Origin of the sequence: Suttonella sp. R2A3 (assembly GCF_021513215.1) — a bacterium.
Taxonomy (GTDB): Bacteria; Pseudomonadota; Gammaproteobacteria; order Cardiobacteriales; family Cardiobacteriaceae; genus JAHUUI01.
The window spans coordinates 269,336-293,842 of record NZ_CP090975.1 but is presented as its reverse complement, the minus strand read 5'-3'; the positions used below and the strand labels follow the sequence as shown (position 1 = coordinate 293,842).

At 47.7% G+C, this 24,507-nt stretch carries 19 protein-coding genes; 5 read left to right on the top strand and 14 right to left on the bottom strand.

Annotated features, from left to right (window positions below):
* Positions 1-9: 9 nt before the first annotated feature.
* Entirely contained in the window at positions 10-1,536 is a 1,527-nt protein-coding gene (gene ilvA / locus L0B52_RS01455; RefSeq protein WP_235065420.1) for a threonine ammonia-lyase, biosynthetic, read from the top strand.
* A 60-nt stretch (positions 1,537-1,596) separates the two neighbouring features.
* On the opposite strand, the gene uvrA is transcribed toward ilvA, so the two are convergent.
* The 11 genes from uvrA to bamA all read right to left on the bottom strand — a co-directional run bounded on the left by uvrA (position 1,597) and on the right by bamA (position 15,116).
* Positions 1,597-4,413 carry an excinuclease ABC subunit UvrA gene (uvrA, locus tag L0B52_RS01450; protein WP_235064763.1) on the bottom strand — a complete coding sequence of 939 codons (2,817 nt, stop codon included), beginning with the start codon at positions 4,411-4,413 and terminating at the stop codon, positions 1,597-1,599.
* Between the two features lie 257 nt (positions 4,414-4,670).
* Positions 4,671-4,871: a hypothetical protein gene (locus L0B52_RS01445; RefSeq protein WP_235064762.1), complete on the bottom strand. Its 201-nt coding sequence runs from the start codon at positions 4,869-4,871 to the stop codon at positions 4,671-4,673.
* Complete coding sequence (dnaE, locus tag L0B52_RS01440) at positions 4,844-8,224, bottom strand: DNA polymerase III subunit alpha (protein WP_235064761.1); 3,381 nt, start codon at positions 8,222-8,224, stop codon at positions 4,844-4,846. Before dnaE ends, L0B52_RS01445 begins: the two co-directional genes overlap by 28 nt.
* Complete coding sequence (locus L0B52_RS01435; protein ID WP_235065419.1) at positions 8,217-8,780, bottom strand: ribonuclease HII; 564 nt, start codon at positions 8,778-8,780, stop codon at positions 8,217-8,219. Before L0B52_RS01435 ends, dnaE begins: the two co-directional genes overlap by 8 nt.
* The gene (gene lpxB / locus L0B52_RS01430) at positions 8,777-9,910 is read right to left on the bottom strand and encodes a lipid-A-disaccharide synthase (protein ID WP_235064760.1); all 1,134 of its coding nucleotides are present in this window, start codon (positions 9,908-9,910) and stop codon (positions 8,777-8,779) included. Before lpxB ends, L0B52_RS01435 begins: the two co-directional genes overlap by 4 nt.
* Positions 9,910-10,683: an acyl-ACP--UDP-N-acetylglucosamine O-acyltransferase gene (gene lpxA / locus L0B52_RS01425; RefSeq protein WP_235064759.1), complete on the bottom strand. Its 774-nt coding sequence runs from the start codon at positions 10,681-10,683 to the stop codon at positions 9,910-9,912. Before lpxA ends, lpxB begins: the two co-directional genes overlap by 1 nt.
* Positions 10,683-11,168 (bottom strand): 3-hydroxyacyl-ACP dehydratase FabZ, encoded by a 486-nt coding sequence (gene fabZ, locus L0B52_RS01420; protein ID WP_235064758.1) that lies wholly within the window; start codon positions 11,166-11,168, stop codon positions 10,683-10,685. Before fabZ ends, lpxA begins: the two co-directional genes overlap by 1 nt.
* Positions 11,165-12,151: a UDP-3-O-(3-hydroxymyristoyl)glucosamine N-acyltransferase gene (gene lpxD / locus L0B52_RS01415; RefSeq protein WP_235064757.1), complete on the bottom strand. Its 987-nt coding sequence runs from the start codon at positions 12,149-12,151 to the stop codon at positions 11,165-11,167. The genes fabZ and lpxD overlap by 4 nt, the downstream gene beginning before the upstream one ends.
* Positions 12,148-12,822 (bottom strand): OmpH family outer membrane protein, encoded by a 675-nt coding sequence (locus tag L0B52_RS01410; protein WP_235064756.1) that lies wholly within the window; start codon positions 12,820-12,822, stop codon positions 12,148-12,150. Before L0B52_RS01410 ends, lpxD begins: the two co-directional genes overlap by 4 nt.
* A gap of 3 nt (positions 12,823-12,825) precedes the next feature.
* Positions 12,826-13,737, bottom strand: a complete 912-nt coding sequence (locus L0B52_RS01405; RefSeq protein ID WP_235065417.1) for a BamA/TamA family outer membrane protein — start codon at positions 13,735-13,737, stop codon at positions 12,826-12,828.
* 2 nt (positions 13,738-13,739) lie between these two features.
* Positions 13,740-15,116, bottom strand: a complete 1,377-nt coding sequence (bamA, locus tag L0B52_RS01400; protein ID WP_235064755.1) for an outer membrane protein assembly factor BamA — start codon at positions 15,114-15,116, stop codon at positions 13,740-13,742.
* A gap of 134 nt (positions 15,117-15,250) precedes the next feature.
* On the opposite strand from bamA, the gene L0B52_RS01395 reads away from it, so the two are divergent.
* The 3 genes from L0B52_RS01395 (at position 15,251) to aat (ending at position 17,692) form a co-directional block, all read left to right on the top strand.
* Positions 15,251-15,610, top strand: a complete 360-nt coding sequence (locus tag L0B52_RS01395; RefSeq protein ID WP_235064754.1) for a YbaN family protein — start codon at positions 15,251-15,253, stop codon at positions 15,608-15,610.
* A gap of 68 nt (positions 15,611-15,678) precedes the next feature.
* Positions 15,679-17,043 carry a UDP-glucose/GDP-mannose dehydrogenase family protein gene (locus L0B52_RS01390; RefSeq protein ID WP_235064753.1) on the top strand — a complete coding sequence of 455 codons (1,365 nt, stop codon included), beginning with the start codon at positions 15,679-15,681 and terminating at the stop codon, positions 17,041-17,043.
* Positions 17,015-17,692, top strand: coding sequence for a leucyl/phenylalanyl-tRNA--protein transferase (aat, locus tag L0B52_RS01385; protein ID WP_235064752.1), 678 nt, complete (start codon positions 17,015-17,017; stop codon positions 17,690-17,692). Before L0B52_RS01390 ends, aat begins: the two co-directional genes overlap by 29 nt.
* A 2-nt stretch (positions 17,693-17,694) precedes the next feature.
* Here the strand turns inward: aat and L0B52_RS01380 are convergent, their stop codons facing one another.
* From L0B52_RS01380 to L0B52_RS01370, 3 genes are all read right to left on the bottom strand, one after another.
* Positions 17,695-19,002, bottom strand: coding sequence for a replication-associated recombination protein A (locus L0B52_RS01380; protein ID WP_235064751.1), 1,308 nt, complete (start codon positions 19,000-19,002; stop codon positions 17,695-17,697).
* 1 nt (position 19,003) lies between these two features.
* Positions 19,004-19,732, bottom strand: coding sequence for an outer membrane lipoprotein chaperone LolA (lolA, locus tag L0B52_RS01375; RefSeq protein ID WP_235064750.1), 729 nt, complete (start codon positions 19,730-19,732; stop codon positions 19,004-19,006).
* A gap of 72 nt (positions 19,733-19,804) precedes the next feature.
* Positions 19,805-22,411, bottom strand: a complete 2,607-nt coding sequence (locus tag L0B52_RS01370) for a DNA translocase FtsK (RefSeq protein ID WP_235064749.1) — start codon at positions 22,409-22,411, stop codon at positions 19,805-19,807.
* A 289-nt stretch (positions 22,412-22,700) separates the two neighbouring features.
* Between L0B52_RS01370 and lepA the strand changes: the two genes are divergently transcribed.
* Positions 22,701-24,500 carry a translation elongation factor 4 gene (lepA, locus tag L0B52_RS01365; RefSeq protein ID WP_235064748.1) on the top strand — a complete coding sequence of 600 codons (1,800 nt, stop codon included), beginning with the start codon at positions 22,701-22,703 and terminating at the stop codon, positions 24,498-24,500.
* Positions 24,501-24,507: the final 7 nt, after the last annotated feature.

The following is a 24,507-nucleotide window of genomic DNA, read 5'->3' as shown; positions in this document are numbered from 1 at the left end:
CAACAACTTATGACGCAACAGTATATCGAGAAAATCCTTACCGCGCCTGTCTATGATGTGGCCATTGAAACGCCCTTAGATAACATGCCCCGCCTTTCCAAGCGTTTAGGGCAGCGAATTTTATGCAAACGTGAAGACTTACAGCCGGTATTTTCGTTTAAATGTCGTGGTGCGTACAATAAAATGTATCACTTAAACAGCGAAGAACGTGCACGCGGTGTGATCTGCTCTTCTGCCGGCAACCATGCCCAAGGCGTGGCGCTCTCGGCGAGTAAACTCGGAATTATGGCAACGATTGTTATGCCAGGAACCACGCCGGCGATTAAGGTTGATGCGGTACGTCGCTTAGGCGGGCAGTGGGTTAATGTCGTTCTGCACGGTGATTTTTACGACGAAGCCTCACAACACGCGCAAAACCTGCAAAAAGAAGGCGGGCTCACCTATATCCACCCATTTGATGACCCGGATACGATCGCCGGTCAGGGAACGATTGGCCTAGAGCTATTACGCCAATATCCACGTCCGATCGATGCCATTTTTGCGCCTATTGGTGGCGGTGGATTAATGGCGGGTATGGCGCTGTTAATCAAAGCACTGCGTCCGGATATTAAGCTCATTGGCGTTGAACCCGATGACGCCGCTTCTATGACCCACGCTGTACGCCATGGTGAGCGCACAACGCTGGATCATGTCGGCATTTTTGCTGACGGTGTCGCGGTCAAACAGCCGGGGGAGCATACCTACGAGATTATTCGTGAATTGGTTGATGATTTTGTTACCGTGAGCACCGATGAAACATGCGCGGCGATGAAAGACCTGTTCGATGATACCCGTGCAATCGCCGAACCTTCAGGCGCGCTGGCTACCGCAGGCTTAAAAAAATGGGCAGCCCAACAAGACAAAAAAGACCTGACTTTGATCAGCGTGGTATCGGGTGCGAATGTCAATTTTGATCGTCTGCGTTATGTAGCAGAACGTGCTGAAATTGGTGAGCAGCGTGAGGCCCTGCTCGCAGTTACCATCCCTGAACGCCCAGGGACATTTCTTAAATTCTGCCAACTGATTGGCGATTTACCGGTCACTGAATTTAATTATCGCTATCAGGATGCACAGCAGGCACAAATTTTTGTTGGTATTCAATTAAATGAAGGCAAACAACAACTCAACAGTATCTTAGAAACCTTGAGCGCTAATGGCTATGAGGCAGAAAACCTCACCGACAACGAACTCGCCAAATTACATTTACGCTATATGATTGGTGGTGCAGGCAATGGCATCGATAACGAACGTTTATTCCGCTTTGGCTTCCCAGAGCGTCCTGGCGCCCTGCTTTATTTCCTGCAAACACTCGGCGCACACTTTAATATCAGCCTGTTTCACTACCGCAATCACGGCTCAGATTATGGTCGTGTGCTGTGCGGGATTCAAAGTGACGATGCGGCTTCCTTAGAGCAGCATCTTGAGCGGATTGGTTATGAGTACGAGGAAGAAACGCAAAATCCTGCCTATCGCCGTTTTTTACAACCAAGCAGGTAATCAATCTCGGTGATTACTGTGACTCGTGAATCCTATTAATCCACGAGTCACAGGAGTTACCTAGAGCATCGGTTTGAGAAACTCTCCGGTATAGCTGTTTTTATTTTTAGCGACAGTTTCTGGTGTGCCGGTGGCAATGATGTGTCCACCGCCACTGCCACCTTCCGGGCCTAGATCCACTAGCCAGTCAGCGGTTTTAATCACATCGAGATTATGCTCAATCACGACAATCGTATTGCCATGATCACGCAGTCGGTGCAGAACAGCGAGTAGCTGCTTCACGTCATGAAAATGCAGCCCCGTCGTTGGTTCATCAAGAATATAAAGGGTTCGACCAGTATCGCGTTTTGACAGCTCGCGTGCTAATTTTACCCGCTGTGCCTCACCGCCTGATAATGTGACCGCATTTTGTCCAAGCTGAATATAACTTAAACCCACATCAAGCAACGTATGAAGCTTGCGCTCAACCGCTGGAATATGGATGAAGAATTCATGCGCTTCTTCAATGCTCATCGACAGCACTTCGTGGATATTTTTGCCTTTATAGGTAATATCCAAGGTTTCGCGGTTATAGCGTTTGCCCTGACAGACATCACAGGCAACAAACACATCCGGCAGGAAGTGCATTTCGACTTTGATCACCCCATCACCCTGACATGCCTCACAGCGTCCACCTTTGACGTTAAACGAAAAACGTCCTGGCTTATAACCGCGTGCGCGCGCTTCTTGGGTGCCGGCAAAGAGTTCGCGAACGCCGGTAAAAATGCCGGTATAAGTGGCGGGATTAGAGCGCGGTGTCCGCCCAATTGGGCTTTGATCAATATTGACCACTTTATCGAAATGATCGAGCCCGGTAACCTGATCAAAAGGCGCCGGATCATCGGTTGCCCGATTAAGCTGTTTAGCAATGACTTTATAAAACGTTTCGTTGATCAAGGTCGATTTACCCGATCCTGATACGCCGGTCACACACGTCAATAAGCCAACCGGCACAGATAAATTCACGTGCTGTAAATTGTGCCCATGCGCACCTTGGATTTCTACCCAACGATCGTCTGGCTGATGCCGCTCCTTAGGAACAGCTATCGATTCGCGACCTGATAGATAATTACCGGTAAGGGATTGTTTGTTGCGTTCGACCTGTTTTGGCGTGCCTTGGGCGATAATTTCCCCGCCATGCATACCCGCACCCGGACCAATATCGACCACATAATCCGCTGCACGAATTGCATCTTCATCATGCTCGACGACAATAATCGTGTTGCCCAAATCGCGCAACCGTAACAGCGAGCCTAATAAACGCTCGTTGTCGCGTTGATGCAACCCAATCGACGGTTCATCAAGTACATACATAACCCCAACTAACCCAGCTCCGATCTGTGAGGCCAATCGAATACGCTGCGCTTCACCACCAGACAGTGTTTCCGCACTGCGAGCCAGGGTGAGATAATTCAAGCCAACATTAACTAAAAAGCCCAGGCGCTCACGGATTTCTTTAAGGATTTTTTCAGCGATTTCACCTTTTGCACCATCCAAACTTAGTGCCGACGACCAATCAGCAGCCTCACCAATCGACCATTGATTGATCTCTGGCAAAGTCACTCCTGCGATAAATACATGACTCGCTGCACGGTTTAATCGTCCACCCTGACAGCTTGGACAGACGCGGTTATTTAAAAAACTACTGATTTCATCGCGCACACGTTCACGCTCAGTTTCATGATAGCGGCGTGTCATGGTGGTAATCACACCTTCAAACGTGCTCAAGCGCCAGCGTTTTTTACCGTAGCGTCCGATACTCGGCAAGTTGATTTTTTCTTTACCCGAACCATAGAGCAAAATATCTTGAATATTCTGCGGCAACTCCTCAAAAGGTGTCTCTTCTAGATCAAACTCATAATGGGCCGCCAGCGCTTCCATTTGGGGGAAGAAATAAGGCGTTTTCCGATCCCAGCCACGAATCGCACCGCTGGCAATCGGTAAATACGGATGCATCACCACCCGCTTGGGATCAATAAAGACATTCACCCCCAGACCGTCACAGTCTGGACACGCACCATGGGGGTTATTAAATGAGAACATCCTTGGCGCTAACTCTTTCAGCGAGTAACCACATTCCGGACAGGCATATTGCGCTGAAAAGAGCGTATCAGGCAGGCTGCCATCCATTGAGACTAACTGTGCAACGCCATCGCTGAGTTCAAGCACCGTTTCGAGCGATTCGGCTAAACGTTGTGCAATATCTTCGCGCACAACAAAACGATCGACCACAATCCCAATATCATGTTTACGTTTCGGATCAATCGTCGGTAATTCATCAAAATCATATACCTCACCGTCAATACGCACGCGCACAAAGCCTTGCTGCTGCATATCGGCAAGCAGTTTGACGTGCTCACCTTTGCGCCCCATCACCAACGGCGCGACCAACATCATTTTGCTCCCTTCAGGTAACGCCATAATTTGATCGACCATTTGCGTAATCGTTTGCGCGTTTAGTTCAATATCATGATCTGGGCAATGCGGGGTTCCGACGCGGGCAAAGAGCAAGCGTAGATAGTCATGGATTTCGGTAATTGTGCCGACAGTCGAACGCGGGTTATGGCTGGTCGATTTTTGTTCGATCGAAATCGCCGGTGATAGGCCTTCGATATGATCAACATCCGGCTTATCCATCATCGACAAGAACTGCCGTGCATACGCCGACAACGACTCAACATAGCGACGCTGACCTTCAGCATAAATCGTATCAAAGGCTAATGAGGATTTACCTGAACCCGATAGGCCGGTCACTACAATGAGCTTATCGCGTGGCAAATCTAAATCGATATTTTTTAAATTGTGCGTACGTGCACCGCGAATGGCGATTGTATCCATAACACCCTAAAGAAGAAGAGAAACACGCTATTTTAACGCATCACAGTTATTAATGTGTGACACATCACAGATTGGCGTCGTTAAGACAGTTTTATGCATGAATAAGGTCTATATCAAAGCTGATCATTTCGCCCATTTTTTCATTTTGTAGTCAAACGGAACAAAACGAATGAATGAATTTTCACCTGATGTAAAATCAATATTAATACAAATAACAACTGGCGTTTTATATTAAATTAACTTTTTAAATCAGTAGCTTAATATTTGATATCCAGTGCAGATTCACCAAACCAACTGTTGAGTTGGCGGAGATCATTAGTCGATAAATGATAAGTCCCAGGAATACGGATAATCCCAGAAGCTTTAGCATCTTCAGCGCTAAAAAAGAGGCTGATTCCGGGGCCGTTCGATGCTTCTTGATTACGCCGCTCTAAGAGAAACTGGGTAAAAGCCCCCACGCGCCAAACTCTTCATCGCAATCAATACGAATATGACGGATCAGCGCAATTTTAGCGTCTTCTATACGCCAGATTTTTTGTGCAGCAATTCGCCATTCATCACGATAAGAGACAAATTCTGCCTTAGCGTCGATAATCAAAATTTCATCGTCACTTAACTGATCTTTATGCTGGCTAAGAACATCGCCAAACACACCCACTTCACGGCGACCAGAGCGGTCATCTAGAGTGATAAAGGCCATCGGATGCCCTTTCTTGCTCACGAGATGGCGTGCTTCACAAACCAACCCGCCAATACGAATTGGAATGCCTTCATCACGACGTGTTGGTTTAATCCAATTTTCCATCGCTTCATCAAGCTCGGCGAGGTTATGACTGCATAGCTTTTGTAAGGTATCACGTTCGCTATTGACCGGATGATCGCTGAGAAACAAGCCGAGGGTCTGTTTTTCATATTCAAGTTGCTCGCGTGGTTCCCAGGCATCCTCAATTCGAATCGATAAGGTATCCTGAGAATTTGTAGCACCCGGAGCAGCGAATAATCCAAACATATCATTTTGCTGGTGTTTTTGATCGCGATGGTGTTGTTCGGCGAGTCGTATAGCCTGTGGCAAAGCGGCTAATAACCCCCCTCGATTAGGCTCAATAAAGTCAAACGCACCCGCACAAATCAGCGTTTCCAGCGTACGTTTATTGAGTTTCTTTAAATCGAGCCGGCGACATAAATCCAGTAAAGAGCTAAATGGGCCATTTTTTTGACGCTCATTAATGAGTAAATTGATCGCCCCTTCACCAACGCCTTTAACCGCGCCCAAACCATAGATCACCGCATCGTCTTCGCTAACGGTAAACGCGTAGCTAGAGCGGTTAATACACGGTGGTAAAACTCGCAAGCCCATCGCCTGACACTCATCGATCATCTGCACGATTTTATCGGTGTGATCAATATCAGAGGTCAGCACGGCGGCCATGAATTGTGCAGGGTAATGTGCTTTCAGCCAGCCAGTATGGTACGACAATAAGGCATAAGCAGCCGAATGCGACTTGTTAAAGCCATATTCAGCAAATTTGGCCATCATGTCAAAGATGTTGGTCGCGGTGAGCTCTTCAACGCCGCTTTCAACCGCGCGGGAAACGAAAATCTCCCGCTGCTCGGCCATAACCTCAGCTTTCTTTTTACCCATCGCGCGGCGCAGAATATCGGCTTCACCTAAACTATAGTTCGCGAGCGTTTGCGCCACCTGCATGACTTGTTCTTGATAGACCATTACTCCATAGGTCGTATCCAAAATAGGCTCGAGTGCAGGATGCGGATAATCCACTTCAGCCAGCCCGTGCTTACGGTTAACAAAATCATCGACCATGCCGGATTTCAAAGGTCCTGGTCGATAGAGCGCCACCAGAGCGATAATTTCTTCAAAATTATCAGGTCTAAGCTTGCCAATCAGATCTTTCATCCCGCGCGATTCGAGCTGGAAAACAGCTGTCGTGCGACAGGTATTGAGTAAACGATAAGTCTCTGGGTCATCAAGCGGCAGGTTATTCATCACTAACGGCTGTTCACCAAGCTGCTCGCGCTTCTTATTAACAAACGCCACCGCCCAATCGATAACCGTGAGTGTGCGTAGGCCTAAAAAGTCAAACTTCACCAACCCAGCGGCTTCAATATCGTCTTTATCGAATTGTGAGGAAATATTACCGCCAGCTTGTTCAGCGTACAGCGCGGAAAAATCGGTAATTTTGGTTGGTGCAATAACCACTCCACCGGCATGCTTACCGACATTTCGCGCAATCCCTTCGAGCTGCAACGCCATCGTGAGTAAGGTATCGGTATCTTCGTTTTGCGCGCGCTGCTCAATAAGATCAGGAGAAAGCATTTTCAACCGTTTTTCTTTACTTTCTGCATCTTCGTTGGGATTGATCGGTTTCAAACCCAACACATCGGGTAAGGTAATCCCTAACACATTAGGAATGAGCTTAGAGATATTATCAACAAAAGGATACGGCAGACCCAGCACGCGCCCAACATCACGTACCACAGCTTTAGCCGCCATTGTCCCGTGAGTCGCGATTTGGGAGACTTTTTCACGCCCGTATTTCTCAGCCACATAGTCAATCACCGCATCGCGCTTGTCCATGCAAAAATCGACGTCAAAATCGGGCATCGATACCCGTTCTGGATTTAAAAATCGCTCAAACAGTAAATCATAAGCCAGCGGATCAAGATCGGTAATACTTAAAGCATAAGCCACTAACGAACCGGCACCAGAACCTCGTCCTGGGCCCACCGGAATATCATGGTCTTTTGCCCATTGGATAAAATCAGCAACGATTAGAAAGTAGCCAGGAAAGCCCATCGAGCACACGACATCAAGCTCAGTATCAAGTCGTGCTTTATATTGCGCTGTAGCGGCTTGTCGCTCACTCTCTTCAGGAAACAGCTGGACCAAGCGATTATCCAAACCAAGATGTGATTGTTCGCGTAAATACGTGTCGATTTCCTGCCCATCGGGGAGTGGAAAATCGGGTAACACATTTTTACCGAGATCCAATTCTAAGTTACAACGCTGAGCAACACTATTTGCGTTTGTCAGCAACTCAGGCGCATCAGCGAATGCTCCGTGCATCGTCTGGGTACTTTTGAAATAATGTTGGTCGGTAAAGAAGCGCTCACGACGCGGATCATCCATTAACCGACCCGTACTGATACACACCCGAGCCTCGTGGACTTCATATTCTTCTGGTTTGCTGAAGCACGCTAAGTTACTCGCTACAGCAGCAACACCTAACTCAGTACCCAGAGCACGACAAGCCTGCTCATAACGCGCTTCACTGTCTTTACCATGACGGGCAATTTGTAAATAAAAGCGATCAGCAAAAATGCGTTGCCAATGGACACAACGCGCTCTAGCAGCCGGCAAATCACCGCGTTCAATCGCTGCGGCAATATCACCTTGCACACCGCCACTTAAGGCGATTAGATCACTGCATTGGGCGAGTGTTAGACGCGCTTCATCCACCGCGACAATACCTTGTGCTTGGTCATGCTGGTAAGCGAAGCTGATTAACTCACACAGTTGCACAAAGCCTTGGCGATTTTGTGCAAGCAACACCAGTTGATGAACCGCACCACTGTCATCACGCACCGATAAATCGCAACCAATAATCGGTTTAATCCCAGCCGCTCGTGCTTTGGTATAAAACTTGATCGCCGCATAAAGGTTGTTACGATCGGTAAGCGCGACAGAGTTCATCCCTTGTTTGCTGGCTAAAGAGACAATCTGCCCGATACGTAACATACTGTCGTTTAAGGAATATTCGCTATGAACGTGCAGATGAGAAAAATCAGGCATAATTATTGAGGCTGCGTTGAACGGGCCCATAGCTTAACCGATGCAGCGCGCAAATACCATGTTCGCACAAGGCGGTGATATGGGTTTTTGTCGGGTAGGCTTTATGGCCAGCAAAGCCGTATTGTGGATAGAGCGAATCGAGCAAAATCAGCTGCCGATCACGAATGACTTTGGCGATAATCGATGCTGCAGCGATTGCTGGTTCGCTGGCATCGCCGCCAACGATTGCTCGCGTTGGATAAGCGCATTGCGGGGCAAATTTACCATCGATGCGTACTTCATCCACCGCTGGTAATCCACCAATCGCGCGTTGCATCGCTAATAAACTCGCATGATGGATATTGAGCCGATCGATTTCGACCGGAGAGGCTTGCGCCCAACGCACGCTGACTGCTTGTGCAATAATCGCGTCAAACAATCGTGCGCGTTGCTTAGCGCTTAATTTTTTGCTGTCGGTTAATTGGGGTAAATCATAAGTATTTGGCAAAATAACAGCCGCAGCCACCACATTGCCAGCCAGCGCCCCACGTCCAGCTTCGTCAACTCCGGCTATCATTGCGGCCATAAATGGGTTGCAATCGCTTGTGCCGCATGTTGCGACACATTGCGTGGTAAAGCTTCGCTAATAGCCTTAAAGCCTGAAAGTTGCGCATCGCGTGCCGCATCATCGGTCAACAAAGGCGATAAGGCTTGTGCGAGCATTGGTGCACGACAGTCATGCTGAATACATTCGGGCACTAAATCGTGCTGACTAAGCAGATTAGGTAGTGAAAAACGCTCAATCTTGAGCAAGCGTTTCGCGATCATCGCGGTTAGCGCATTAACCCGATAAGCCACTACCATTGGTCGTGCCAGTAATGCCGCTTCAAGGGTAATCGTGCCGCTAGTCAACAACAAAACATCACACGCCGACATCAGATCATCACTAGCTGCTTCAGAAATACTGATGCGTGGATACTCGGCAATGATTGCTTCGATCATTCCTCGATGTTGCGCGTTGTGACACGATACCACCGCCTGCCAGTCGGGATATTGCGTGGCTAACAATCCCCAAGTACGCGCATAAATCGGCATTAATCGCTCAATCTCGCCCTGTCTTGAGCCGGGAAAAATGCCTAGTCTAGTTGCCTCGGAAAGCCCTAAGCGTTGTTCTACATCAGCTTTATCTTTCGGTTGCAAGCGATCACGCAGCGGATGACCAACACAAGCTGCTTGCACCCCGTGCTCTTCATAAATAGCGGTTTCAAAAGGAAAGAGACACAGCATCAAGTCGATTGTTCCTTTAATCTTCTCGATTCGTTTCGCTTTCCACGCCCACAGCGATGGACTAACGTAATGTACGGTTTTTACCCCTTGTTGATGAAGTTCTCTAGCAATACGCAAATTAAAATCCGGCGCATCGACGCCAATAAAAATATCCGGTGGATCCGCGCGCCAATGCGACAATAAATCGCGTTTTAAGCGCATAAGATCAGGTAAATGGCGCAATACTTCAAAAAGTCCCATCACTGATAGGCGCGACATATCGGCTAGCGAAGTAAATCCTTCACGCTGCATCGCAGCGCCTCCAATCCCACTAAAACGCGCATTAGGAAAACGCCGACGTAGTGCAGAAATGAGCGGAGCAGCAAGCAAATCGCCGGAGGCTTCCCCGGCGATAATGGCGATATGTGGCGCGTTATCCATTAGCGAATTAGGCCACGTTTACCCGTCTCGGCTAAAAACGCAGCGATGGGTTGAACCACCGCTTCTTCTTCAGCCAGCGCTTGAATGCGCGTACGCGCTTCGCTGAGCAATAATCCTTCACGGTATAAAAGCTTATGCGCCTGTTTGATCGCTGACACTTCGTGAGCGCTAAAGCCATGGCGTCGCAGTCCTTCAAGATTGAGTCCAGCGGCTTTAGCCGGCATACCAGCAACCATCGCATACGGTGGCACATTTTGCTTCACACCAGCAGAAAATGCACAAATCGCGTGTCGGCCAATATGGGTAAATTGGTACACCAAGGCGAATCCGCCAAGCATCACGTAGTCATCGATATGCACATGACCGGCAAGTGAGGCATTGTTAGCAAAAATGGTATGGTTTCCGATCACACAATCATGGGCGATATGCACATACGCCATAATCCAATTGTGCGAACCCAACACCGTTTGCCCATTGTCTTGGACTGTACCGCGGTTAAAGGTACAAAATTCACGAATCGTATTGTGATCGCCGATAATCAGCTCAGTTGGTTCGCCACCATATTTTTTATCCTGTGGCGCCGCACCCAATGAAGCATATTGGTAAATAGTGTTGTGTTTGCCAATCCGTGTTGGCCCTTCGATCACCACATGCGGCCCAACGCTAGTTCCCTCATCGATACTGACATCAGCACCGATGACGCTATAAGCACCGATAGAAACAGAGTCTGCGATCTCGGCTTTAGGATCGATAATCGCCGTGGGATGAATCATTACGCATCCCCTTTACCAGCGGACGTACACATGATTTCTGCATTACACACCACTTTATCGTCAACTGAGGCAGTAGCAGAAAACGTCCAAATCCCACGACGTGATTTAATTAGCGACACATCGAAAATTAATTGATCACCTGGGCAGACGGTTTTACGAAAGCGCGCTTTATCAATCCCGACAAAAAAGTAAATACCATCGGCTTCTGGTTCATCCGGTAAGCCCATTTCTTTTTTGGCTGATTTTACGCCCAAGATCCCAGCAGCCTGTGCCATTGCTTCAATGACTAAAACGCCTGGCATGACTGGTTTGCGAGGAAAATGTCCTTGGAAAAAAGGTTCGTTCATTGTGACATTTTTCAGCGCTTTAATGTGGCTGCCCGCTTCTGCCTCCAGCACACGATCGATTAATAAAAATGGATAACGATGCGGCAAATAGCGCATGATATCTTCTATATCCATAGTGGTTATTGTGTTATCAGTCATTTTTCTTTTCCAAAAATTTTTAATTTTGCGACAAAACGTTTCCATTGGCGAATTGGCATTACCGTCAGCGCTGAGCAATAAACCCCAGACTTGGTGATCGATTTGCTTACCGATGAATGACCGGTAAACTGGCAACCATCAGCAATTTGGATATGGCCAGCAAACACACTTGCGCCACCGACCACACAATGCGTACCAAACCGTACCGAACCGGCAATCACACACGCACCAGCAATAATGGTATGCGCGCCAATATGCACATTATGACCAATTTGAATCAGGTTATCGAGTTTGACGCCATCCTCAAGCACCGTATCTTCAATCGCCCCACGGTCGATCGTGGTATTCGCGCCAATATCAACATCATCGCCAATACGCACCCCTCCGAGTTGGGCAATAGCGTGCCAATGGCCGTTTTCTAGCGCATAGCCAAAGCCGCGTGAACCAATCACTGCGCCGCTATCGATAAAAACACGGGCGCCAATCTGTGTGCCAGCTAAAATGCGTGCTCCGGCTATAATCGTTCCATCTCGGCCAATGCTTACCCCAGGTTCGATCACTACACCAGAGCCAATCACACAACTTGCGCCTATTTTTGCTCCTGAACCGATGACCGCACCAGCAGCAATACTCACGTTTTCAGCAACCTCAGCGTCCTCAGCAATCACCGCTCTCGCATCGATGCCGCTAGCTACAGGAGCTGTACTAAATAAATCAGCAACCGTCCGCCAAGCCGCTTTGACATCGTCAACCACGATCTGTGCGGGTACGATATCATCAAAAGGCGCTTGTACTAACACAGCGCCAAGCTGGCAGTCGTCAATATAGCGCTGGTATTGTCTTTCGGCCAAAAAGCCAACCTGTTGTTGCTGGCCATGTTCTAACGTACCGGCACCAGTAATTTGGCGTTTTTCGTCGCCTATAACGTGTGCGCCAAGGGCCTGTGCAATGTCATGCACAGATAATAATTTTTTTTGACTCATTGTGTATCGGCTATTTTTTGTAAACGACTAATCACTTTATCTGTTAAATCAACCTCATTACTGGCAAATATCACACTATTCTCATTGAGAATAAATTGATAAGAGTCATCTTTGGCGAGTTCCACGATTTGATCAACGACAAGTTGTTGTAATTTCGCTAATTCTTCATTGCGTCGCACGCTGTAGGCATCGCGAAATGACGCTTCAGCACGAGAAAAATCACGTCGCAGGGCAATAATTTGCTCTTCCAGGGCAGAGTATTCCTCACCCCGTGGCAGACCGGAAAGCCGTTTTTCCATCTCTGCCAAATCATTACTTTGGGTTTGTAATGCTTCTTGCTGAGCAGCAAATTCACCATCTAGGCGTGAACGGATACTCATCAGCTGAGGGGCAGAACCCATAACGCGGCGCAGATTAACAAACCCTAAATGCTGAGAATCAGGTAATGGACCATTACTTGGCACGCTTAGGACTTCTGGTGATGATGTGGGCTTTGGACTGACAACGGACTCTGCAACCGGATTATTCTCAGCTTGCACCAATTCACGCCCATCTTCTGCCCACAAAGCACCATCATCGAGCATCGCAGATTCCTCAACTGCGCCACTTTGTGCAAAGCTAAGCTGTGATGCTAATACCAAACCGATTATCGCAACATTGAATACTCTCATTCATTAGAACCCTCTACCAAGCGTGAACTGGAAGGATTCAGTTTTATCACCATCCTTCTTATTAAGCGGTCTTGCCCAGCTTAAATTCAGCGGACCAACCGGTGACATCCATTGTAGGAATACCCCAGCTGAGTAGCGTAGGTCATCAGCATCAAAATCACTGACGCTAGAATACGCGCTACCGGCATCAACGAACAGGCCCATACGATAGGCACTATTAGGATCACCGAATCCACGCGGGAAGATCAAATCAGCACCGCCATTGATCCGGAAGTCGCCACCAGCATTATCGCCATTGCTATAACGTGGACCAATAGTGCCATATTTATAACCTCGAACGGTCGATATCCCACCGGCGTAGTAATGGCGGAAAAATGGCAGGTCGCTGCTATCGCCATAACCGTCACCATAGGCTACGTTGCCACGTAAGCCGAGTACCATCGAATCTTCACCAAAACTAAAGTAAGAATTGTTGCGGTAGTTCAAACGATAATAGGTTTCTGAGCTGCCAGGAATGGTTACTTCACCCCCTAAGCTGTTATAGGTTCCTTTTGTAGGCATAAATGGATCATCCAAGGTATCACGCGTCCAAGAAAGCGTCGCCACCCCTTCGTGGAAGCTATCACCGCGATCATCGATAAAGCGCTTAATCTCTGGCGCGACGTTATAGCCCAAATTAATATCCAAACCGCGATAGCCACCACCAAAATATACGGTTTGGTATTCGCTTAATGGGTAACCAAAAGTCACCAATGCCTGGCGCTCATCTGCAGCCCAGTTGGATAGATCTTCTTCCTCAAAATCATATTTAGCGTACAGTAGGCTATAGTTGGCTGAAATACCATCTGCTGTGAAATACGGATCGGTAAAGTCAAAGGTGTATTTTTCGGTTGATTTACTCTTACCAAAGCCAATGTTTAAGCGGTTGCCTGTGCCGAAAAAGTTGTTATCCCCATACTCAACATTAAACAGCGCACCACTGCCTTCACCATAGCCAACACCCCCTGGATGTAGCTGGTGCTTTGTTCGGTTAATTCGTATTCAATATCAACCAAATCGGTTTGTCCCGGGACAGGCACGATATTTTGTTTAATCGTTGCCACCTGTGGCAGACGACGTAAGCGCTCTTGCGAACGGTCTAAATCTGATTGCGAATACACAGCCGCTTCTTGTTGGCGTAATTCACGACGAAGAACGCGATCGTAGGTTTTATCGTTACCGGTAAAACCAATTTCACGAATATAGGTCACAGGACCGGGTACAACCATAAAATTCAAGCTGACTTCTTGAGTTAGGGGGTCAACATCTCTCACCGGTTCAATTTGTACCTGGGCATGACCCTCATCAGCGATGCGTTTACGCAATTCGTCTAACGTTTTTTGCACCTTACTATGGTCGTACACCGATGGCACTTCAAAGGCAACCAATTGATCAAGTTCTTCTGGCGAGAGCACTGTATCGCCAGTGATTTGGTAATCGGTGATGGTATAAGACTGACCTTCATCGATATTGATCGTCCAGTACAGCGTCTTACGGTCTGGTGATAGCGCAATATCTGAGCTGTTAATACGGAAGTTCAAAAAGCCCCGATTGAGGTAGAAATCTTCTAACGCCCTTAAATCTTTTTGAATTTTTTCTTCATTATATTGGTCCGAAGCGGTGATGAAAGAGTTCCACTTACCCGTATTGGTGTTGAACAAATCCACCAATAAATCATCATCATAAACCTTATTGCCGACGATTTCGATGTCGCGAATTCGCGCTGAGCGCCCTTCAGAAATAGCCAAATCAATCGCCACACGGTTACGTGGTAACTGACGCACATTGGGCGTGATATCCACGGAATATTTACTGCGCTGTTGATATTGATTGGCCAACTCGTTAACCAATTGATTGATTACTGCCGGATTAAAACTCTGCCCCTCGCTAAAGCCAATTTCTGCAAACGCACTGCGCACATCAGTAGTTTTAATCGCTTTATTGCCTTCAATATTAATCTGCGCAATGGTTGGAAACTCTTCTACCTGAACCACTAAAGTCTGTCCGTCACGCGCTAAGCGAACATCGGAAAAGAGATTAGACGCATAAAGTGCACGAATCGCATCATCGCTATTATTAACGTCAAAGCTGTCACCGCTTTGCACCGGCAAATAAGAAAAAACGGTGCCCGCAGAAATACGCTGCAAGCCTTCAACGCGAATGTCATCAACGCGAAAAGCCTCCGCAAAAGCGGATGTACTCACCGCGAGACTGATTGCGCTAACCAACGCGGTTTTTCGAAGCGAAGTAAACATAGTTTTTTCCGGCAAAAATAAAGTTCGATATTAGCAAAAAAACGGCATTTCGCCAATGGCGACTAACACTTTCTTAGTTTTATTTGCAGGCAACTATCGAGTACCATAACGCGATATTTTTAGCCATTTACTACATGAAATATCTCTGGTTCATTGCGGGTGTGATCGCGTTTATCCTTGGGCTTGTCGGGGTATTTTTACCCGTTTTCCCGACCGTTCCGTTTATTATTGCTGCGGCATTTTGTTTTGCCCGCAGCTCGCCGCGATTCCATCAGTATTTACTCACCCACCCAGTTTTTGGTCCATCTATCGTTGCCTGGGAAGAACGCCGCGCCATCCCACGTACCGGAAAATGGGCGGCAACAATCATGTTAAGTATTTCATTGCCGATTTCTTCTTGGCTGCTCGGTGCACAGCTCTGGTGGGCTAGCGCCTTGGTCATTGTGGTCTGCATCTTAGTCATGTGGTGGATTTGGCTGCGACCCGATTCTTGAGCCCTGACTTATTCCTGCAACATTCCCTCCATACACTCAAAACCCAACCTGATTAAGGAGTGTATGCGATGCGAATTAGTTTCTACGGCTGTGGTTATGTTGGCTTGGTCAGCGCCGCTTTGCTCGCTGATAGTGGCAATAATGTCTTGGCGATGGATATTGATGCGAACCGCGTCGCACAGCTGAGTAATGGCCAAATCCCAATTTATGAGCCAGGACTTGAAGCGATTGTGCAGCGCAATATCGAGCAAGGTCGGCTATGGTTCACCACTGACGTACAAGAGACCGTTCGTTTTGGCGAAATTCAGTTTATTGCCGTTGGCACGCCGAATGATGCCGATGGCAATACAGATTTAAGCGCCTTACTTTCTGTCGCGGAATCGATTGGTCGCTTTTTAGAACATGAGGCAATCATCGTCAATAAATCCACCGCACCCATTGGTACAGCGCATCGTGTTAAAGCACTGATCAGCGAAGCGATTACTAAGCGCAACAGTAAGATAGAATTTGATATGGTTGTTAATCCGGAATTTCTGAAAGAAGGTGCTGCGGTTGCTGATTTTATGCGCCCTGATCGCATTATTATTGGTGCTGATAATGACAGACCACTGGCAAAAATGCGAGCGCTCTACAGCCCATTTAACCGCAATCATAATCGAATTATGACGATGGATATTCATTCAGCAGAGCTGACTAAGTATGCTGCTAACGCCATGCTTGCCACACGCATCAGCTTTATCAATGAAATGGCGGCGATTGCTGAACAAACCGGTGCTGATATCGACCAAGTACGCTTGGGTATTGGTGCTGACCCTCGAATTGGTTACGATTTTCTCTACGCCGGCTGTGGTTTTGGTGGTTCGTGTTTTCCTAAAGACTTACGGGCGCTCAATGCTACGGCACGTGCGCAAGCGATTGACGCGCCGATGCTTGAGGCAACCATGCGCATCAATGAGCAGCAAAAATTGCGCCTGTTTAGAATGGTTGAGCATTGCTATCCTGAACTAGGAGATAAGCAAACGTTTGCCATTTGGGGCGGTGCATTTAAGGCCAATACCGACGACATTCGTGAAACCCCTGCCATTCCCCTAATCAAAAGTTTATTGGCTAAAGGCTGTCACATCCGCTTACACGACCCGCAAGCGATGAAGGCTTTAGCAGCGGTATTTACGAGTGCTGAGAACCTGACATTTCACGACACCCCGATGCAGGCCATCAGCGACGCTGATGCGCTAATTATCGTCACCGATTGGCGCGCTTTCCAAAGCCCAGACTTTATAGCGTTAAAAGAAACGTTGAGAGACCGGTTGATCATTGATGGTCGGAATTTATACGATCCAGCCTTGGTCGCAAGTTATGGACTGCGTTATTATGGCATCGGTCGAGGTTTACCTACGCTCAATCATGCCACCAAAGCCAAGCCATCTTTATGAGTTTCCTGATCCACGCGCCGCGAATGAAGATGGATTACTCGCCATCGGTGGCGATTTAGAACCCGCACGTGTGTTTAGCGCGCATTGTCAGGGGATTTTTCCTTGGTTTAGTGATGCACAACCCATTTTATGGTGGTCGCCACCGGTGCGTGCGGTGATTCCTTGTCACAACGTTCACATCAGTCGCAGTTTAAAGCGTTTTGTGCGCCAGAATGATGTTCGCCTCAGCTTTGATCAAGCATTTGCCCGTGTGATGGGTTACTGCCGCGAGGTGCATGGCGAAAGCTGGATTGATGAGAAGATGGTCTTTAGCTATAGCGAGTTACATCGACAAGGTCGCGCGCACAGTATTGAAGTTTGGCAAGATGACACCCTGATTGGTGGGCTTTATGGCGTAGCGCTCAATCGCATTTTTTGCGGCGAATCGATGTTTAGTTTGCATCAAAATGCGTCAAAAATCGCTTTGGTTTCCCTATGTTTGACCCTAAGTCAAAACCATATTGACTATCTTGACTGTCAATTTCTTACCGAACACTTAGCGAGCATGGGGGCGATCAATATTTCTCGCGAAGATTACCTTTCTTTACTCACTGGCGACCCGGATCGTTTGCGCGGTTCTTGGCAGGATAAAACCATCATACCAATCTAGTGTCAATCGTTACGCTTAGCCTGCGCGTCTAGTTGACGTAATTGTGCCAACTTATCGGCGAGTTTAATTTCAAAGCCACGACGATTCGGTTCATAAAACGTCATTTCTGCCAATTCAGGCGGTAAGTACACTTGCCCAGCCGCATAAGCCTGCGGTTCATCATGCGCGTAACGATAATGTTTACCGTAGCCTTCGCTTTTGTGTAACTTGGTGGGCGCATTACGTAGATGATTGGGCACATCGTAGGCCGGATGGTCTTTGACAATCGCAAAGGCGCGGTTCATCGCCGCGTAACTGGCGTTACTTTTTGGCGCCATCGCTAAATAAGTCACCGCTTGGGCTAAAGCGAGATGTCCTTCCGGACTGCCCAAGCGCTCATAGGTCATATACGCATTGAGCGCAACGTTTAACGCCTGCGGATCGGCATTACCGATATCTTCACTGGCCACACACAGCATTCGCCGTGCAATAGTCAGCGGATCCGCACCCCCATCAACCATCCGCGCGAACCAATACATCGCTCCATCAGCGCTTGATCCACGCAGTGATTTATGAAAAGCCGATAGCAGTTCGTAAAACCAATCGCCTTGTTTATCAAACGCCTTTGGTTGATCCGCAAGCACTTGATTAAGCGTTTGTTCAGCCTCTCCTCCTTGGGTGAGTAAAAAAGCCCAGGCTTCCAGCCAGTTAATCGCTTTACGTGCATCACCGTCGGCATGATAGGCAATCTGGGTTAAAAAGTGATCGTCAATATCTTTGAGCGCTAATGCCTCAAGGCCTTGACGCAAGGTTTGCACCAACTCTTCTTCACTTAAGCGCGATAGATGAAACACGCGCAGTCTTGAGAGCAGCGCATTATTAAGGTGAAACGATGGATTTTCAGTGGTTGCGCCAATCAGGGTGAGCGTGCCATCTTCGACATAGGGTAAAAATGCATCTTGCTGTGCTTTATTAAAACGGTGTATTTCATCGATAAAGAGCACAGTGCGTTGCCCGAGAGAAGCATGTTGCTGGGCTTTGGTAACCGCTTCACGCACATCTTTAACCCCTGAAAATACGGCAGATAAGCGAATAAACTGGGCGTGCATATAATCAGCGCACAACAACGCCAAAGTAGTTTTACCACAGCCGGGCGGCCCCCAGAGCAGCATCGAAACGGGTTCGCCTTTAGCCAGGGCAACTGCTAGCGGCCGCCCTTCATCTAAAATATGGCGTTGGCCAATATACGCTTCGAGTGTTTTCGGGCGTAAGCGTTCAGCGAGCGGCTTATACGCACCAGATTGATCGAACAACCCTTGCTGCGAAGCCATGTTAGCCGCCTATCACATCAACCCCTTCGGGCGCCTTAAAGCGAAATTGACTATCAGCAATCGCAGCGTTGCGCGTGACATTTTGCAAAGAAATCAGGCTTTGTTGTCCGACGCCGGTATCAATATAAATCACCGATAACGCGCCATTTTGCATCACCACCCAGACTTGATCGATATCTTCATTACTGTTTAATGGCTCAAGTTTGAAGTATTGCAATCCTTGATCATTAAATTGTATGAGCACAGGTGCATTGTTTGGCGTTTGCTGCTTAACATGGAATGACTCAGAGAGCTTCTTATCGCCAACCAATAAATTCATCGCCACATCACCACTTAATTCTTCACGGTTGGTGATGCTCACTTGCGCTAAATCAATATCATAATGAGTAACTTTTTGCCCATCGCTAATGATTTTCTGTGCGTATGGGGTTTGATAATCCCAGAAAAATTTTCCCGGACGTTTGAGCCAGAATTGGCCTCCTGAGCGTTCTTCGCCACGATCGCTATAAACCACTTGCACAAAATTGCCAGTGAGCGTGTTGGTTTGATCGATATAGTTCGCTAGAGAACTGACTGCTTGATCCGTTTGTTCGCTGGCAGTGACTGCCTGCTCTTCACTTGGTGCAACTTGGACTGCTTCTTGTTCAACCGTTTTATCAAAGAGTTGCGCGCTAGCGAGTAGCGGCAGGCCCAGGAATACACCAATAAAGGGACGCAAAATTGCTTTCATGTGTCAGTCCTTATAAAAGTTCAAAAATCTAGCCTAACGCATTGAGCGGCAATCGATATGACAATGTCCTCATCAAAAATCATCTTTAGGCTTACTGATTAACACTTTACGCGTTCCATTACCGCCTGGTGCTGAAACAACCCCAGCGCGTTCCATCGCCTCAACAATCCGAGCAGATCGGTTATAACCAATACCCAGACGTCGTTGCAACCATGAGATGGACACTGTGCCATGCTCAGCAGCGAGTGCTACCGCTTCGTCATAATTCGGATCTTGTTCAGGGTCATTGCTTTTTTCGCTCGCGCCAAAAGCACCAAGATCTTCAGCCGCCACTGGACTGACAATCGCTTCCTCATAATCAGGTGTGCCTTGTGATTTAATAAAGGTTGTTAATTCATCAACTTCATGGTCATTGATAAACGCACCATGCACACGCTGTGGTGCCGCGCTACCCGGCGGCACAAAGAGCATATCGCCATTACCGAGCAGGCTTTCAGCGCCCTGTTGGTCGATAATCGTTCGTGAATCAATTTTCGACGATACCTGGAATGAAATACGTGTCGGTACATTGGCCTTAATCAAACCGGTAATCACATCCACTGACGGACGCTGGGTGGCTAAAATGAGATGAATTCCAGCCGCACGTGCTTTTTGTGCAATCCGCGCAATCAGTTCTTCCACTTTTTTACCGACCGCCATCATCATATCGGCCAACTCATCAATCACAATGACGATAAACGGGAGTTTTTCCAGCTTCGGTGGACGATGGGCAATGCCTAAATAGTCTTCAGCACGCCACAATGGATCATCAAGGCGTTCACCTTGGGCTTCTTTTTCAGCGATCAGTTCATTGAACCCGGCAATGCTACGCACTTTCATCGCTGCCATCAGTTGATAGCGGCGTTCCATTTCGGCAACCGCCCAACGCAATGCATTTTCTGCGTCGTTCATGTCAGTCACCACTGGCGTGAGCAGATGTGGAATGTCTTCATACATCGACATTTCAAGCATCTTTGGATCAACCAAAATCAACTTCAATTCATCCGGTTTTGCTTTATACAGCATACTGGCGAGCATGACATTAATCGCCACTGACTTACCCGAACCGGTCGTACCAGCGACCAGTAAATGCGGCATTTTGCCTAAATTTGCCACCACTGGCTGCCCGGCAATATCACCACCAAGCACCAAGGTTAATGGTGAGTTTTGCGCGCGATACGCGCTAGACTCTAATACGCTGCGCAAATGCACGGTTTCCCGTTTGCGGTTCGGGATTTCTAAACCAATATACGGTTTACCGGGAATCACATCCACAACCCGTACGCTAGGTACTGATAACGATCGCGCCAAATCTTTATCTAAATTAGATACCTGGTTGACTTTGATGCCTGGAGCGAGGTCGAGTTCTAGGCGTGTGACCACTGGGCCAACCGCAACATTAGCCACCTGAACATCTAAGCGATAATTACGCAATGCTTCTTCAACCTGCGTTTTCATCGCTTCAATTTCATCGCCGCTATAGAGGTTCTCTCTAGGTGGCGGCGTGGATAAAAGCGATAATGGCGGGAGTTGATAAACGCCCTCTTGCTGTTGGCCGGTCGTTTTGGGCATCGGCGATTGGCTGCCCTGTGGCATACGCACTCGCATTTGTCCTGAAGTCACACTTGCCGCTGGGCGTTCTTCAACCTCATCAACTAAATTATCAAAGCCATCATCAATAGGAGCTGGCGGTTCTTGTGCTGTTACTTCTGGCCAAACGGGCTCTGCTTCAGCACTGTCAGATTCCTCTATAACAAGCTCACCATCATCGCCCCATAAAGATGGTTCCATCGGCGCGTCTTCAACCTCTGGCTGAGTACCAAAGCTTGATAATCGTGGTTCTTGATCTTGAGGTTCTGTACTTAAATATTCACCGAACTCTTCAGATTGATAATCCTGCCAACTTAATGCCGCATCATCCTCGTCTTCAAGGGAAAGCAAGGGCTCTAAACGTTGCTTAATATCCAAGCGGCGTTGGTCAGCTTCAGCTTGGCTGCTTGGTGGTTCTGAGGCATCAACGCCACGTTTTTTACCCATTAAGCCAAACCAGGCAATAATCGCAGCGCCTGCCAAAAACACCATTGAACCAATTTTTTCTAACACCGTACCCCAACGAATGCTGAGTAAGATGGTTAAACCAAAAAGGACAATCACACTATAGATTGCCATCACGAGCGGTAATTGCAGACGACTTAAGAGTTCAATATTAAGTATCTGCCCTAAAAATCCTCCGCCAGTCACCGCGATGCTGTTTATTGGCTTGTCCCAGTGCAAGGTTAAAATCCCACATAGCGCAATGGTGACCGCGACAAAGCTGAGCACGCTAAACCCTAAGCGCTCCATACTGAGTTGTGCCGTTTTAGCACTCTGCCAGCCGACTAATATCAGACCGATCGGGATAAAATAAGCGCCATAACCCAATAGAGATAGCAGCGCATCAGCAAGATAAGCGCCTATTGCACCAAACCAGTGCTGCGCTTCACCGCCACCAGACGTACTCCAGCCGGGGTCGCCTGCGTGATAACCGAGCAAAACCAATAATAAACCGATCCCGAGCGTGATCGAGAGCAAAAACCATAAATCGGTGAACCCGCGGCGCAATTGCACCAACCAGTTGTCATGAGAATGGGATGAGGTCATTGAGAAACTCAAAAATCAAAACAATCATTGTAAGAAAAAACCGCCACTATTGCACCTCTCTCATAGAAATCACTTTAGAATAAGAATATTGTGCAACATAAACTTCTCCCTATTGATCAAACTAATGCCTAATAAACGCCTGCAATGGGCTTGATCAACGAGCATAGAAAAAGATACGTCCTCGCTATAATCAGAGATTTACCACATCGCAACACAATATGCTGCAGTAAAGGTCGGATTTGTCTATACTATGCGCCTTTTACCGATAACCGCTTTATAACGCTTTATTATGCAGAATATTCGTAACTTCTCCATCATTGCCCACATCGATCACGGCAAATCAACGCTCTCTGACCGCTTTATCCAGGTTTGTGGTGGCCTGACCGAGCGCGAAATGGCGGCCCAAGTCTTAGATTCGATGGACTTGGAACGTGAGCGTGGGATTACCATCAAAGCGCAAAGTGTCTCATTAAATTATCAGGCCAAAAATGGACAAACCTATCAGCTGAATTTTATCGACACCCCAGGACACGTTGACTTCTCTTACGAAGTCTCGCGTTCTCTTTATGCGTGTGAAGGGGCTTTGTTAGTCGTTGACGCAGCGCAAGGCGTTGAAGCGCAAAGTGTCGCAAATTGCTACACCGCGATTGAGCAAGACTTAGAGGTCTTACCAGTGCTCAACAAAATCGACCTCCCTTCTGCCGAGCCTATTCGTGTGATGGAGGAAATTGAAGATATTATCGGCCTAGATACTGAAGACACCTTACAAGTCAGTGCGAAAACCGGTATTGGTATTGAAGAACTGCTTGAGCAATTGATTGAGAAAATCCCGCCACCGAAAGGTGAACCCGAAGCGCCAGCGAAGGCGCTAATTATTGATTCATGGTTTGATCCGTATGTTGGGGTTGTGTCTCTAGTGCGTGTTTTTGACGGTGCGTTAAAGGTCAAACAAAAAATGCGTGTGATGAGCACAGGCGATGAGTTTTTAATTACTAAACTCGGGATTTTTACCCCAAAACCCCTTGAACGCGATGCGCTTAAGGCGGGGGAAGTTGGGTTTGTGATTGCTGGGATTAAAGATATTAACGGCGCGCCGGTTGGCGATACATTAACGGACGCCGCCAACCCGACCGAAAAACGCTTACCCGGTTTTCGTCAGGTGCAACCACGGGTTTTTGCCGGTTTATTCCCGGTTGAGTCAGATGACTACGAGGATTTACGCGAAGCCTTATCTAAATTATGCCTCAATGATGCGTCGTTGTTTTACGAGCCAGAGACCTCTCAAGCGCTTGGCTTTGGCTTCCGCTGTGGTTTTCTTGGTATGTTACATATGGAAATCATCCAAGAACGGCTGGAACGTGAATATGATCTCGATTTGATCACCACCGCACCAACAGTGGTCTATGAAGTTCAAACCACCGATGGTGAGATCCTGCCGATCGATAACCCAAGCAAACTTCCACCACCCAATGAAATCGCTGAAATTCGCGAACCAATCATTGCCGCCAATATTCTCGTCCCGCAAGACTATTTAGGTGCTGTGATAGGCTTGTGTATTGAAAAACGCGGCGTGCAAAAAGACATGCAATACGCTGGTGGGCAGGTGCAGCTCAAGTTTGAGATGCCGATGAGTGAAGTGGTCTTGGACTTCTTTGACCGTTTAAAATCAGTCAGTCGTGGTTTTGCTTCATTTGACTATGAATTTCTCCGCTTTGAGCCGGCAAAACTGGTCTGCTTGGATGTCCTCATTAATGGCGATAAAGTCGACTCCTTGTCGGTGATTGTCCATAAGGAGCAGGCACAGCCTCGCGGCCGTGAATTGGTTGAACGGATGAAAGAGCTCATTCCTCGGCAAATGTTTGAAGTTGCTATTCAGGCTGCTATTGGCACACATATCATTGCGCGCTCTACGGTTAAAGCGATGCGTAAAAACGTATTGGCGAAATGCTACGGTGGTGATGTGTCGCGTAAACGTAAATTATTAGAAAAGCAGAAAGCGGGTAAAAAACGCATGAAGCAAGTCGGCAGCGTAGAAATTCCGCAGGAAGCGTTTCTTGCCGTACTTAAAGTCGATAACAACAGTAATTAGGAGCCAC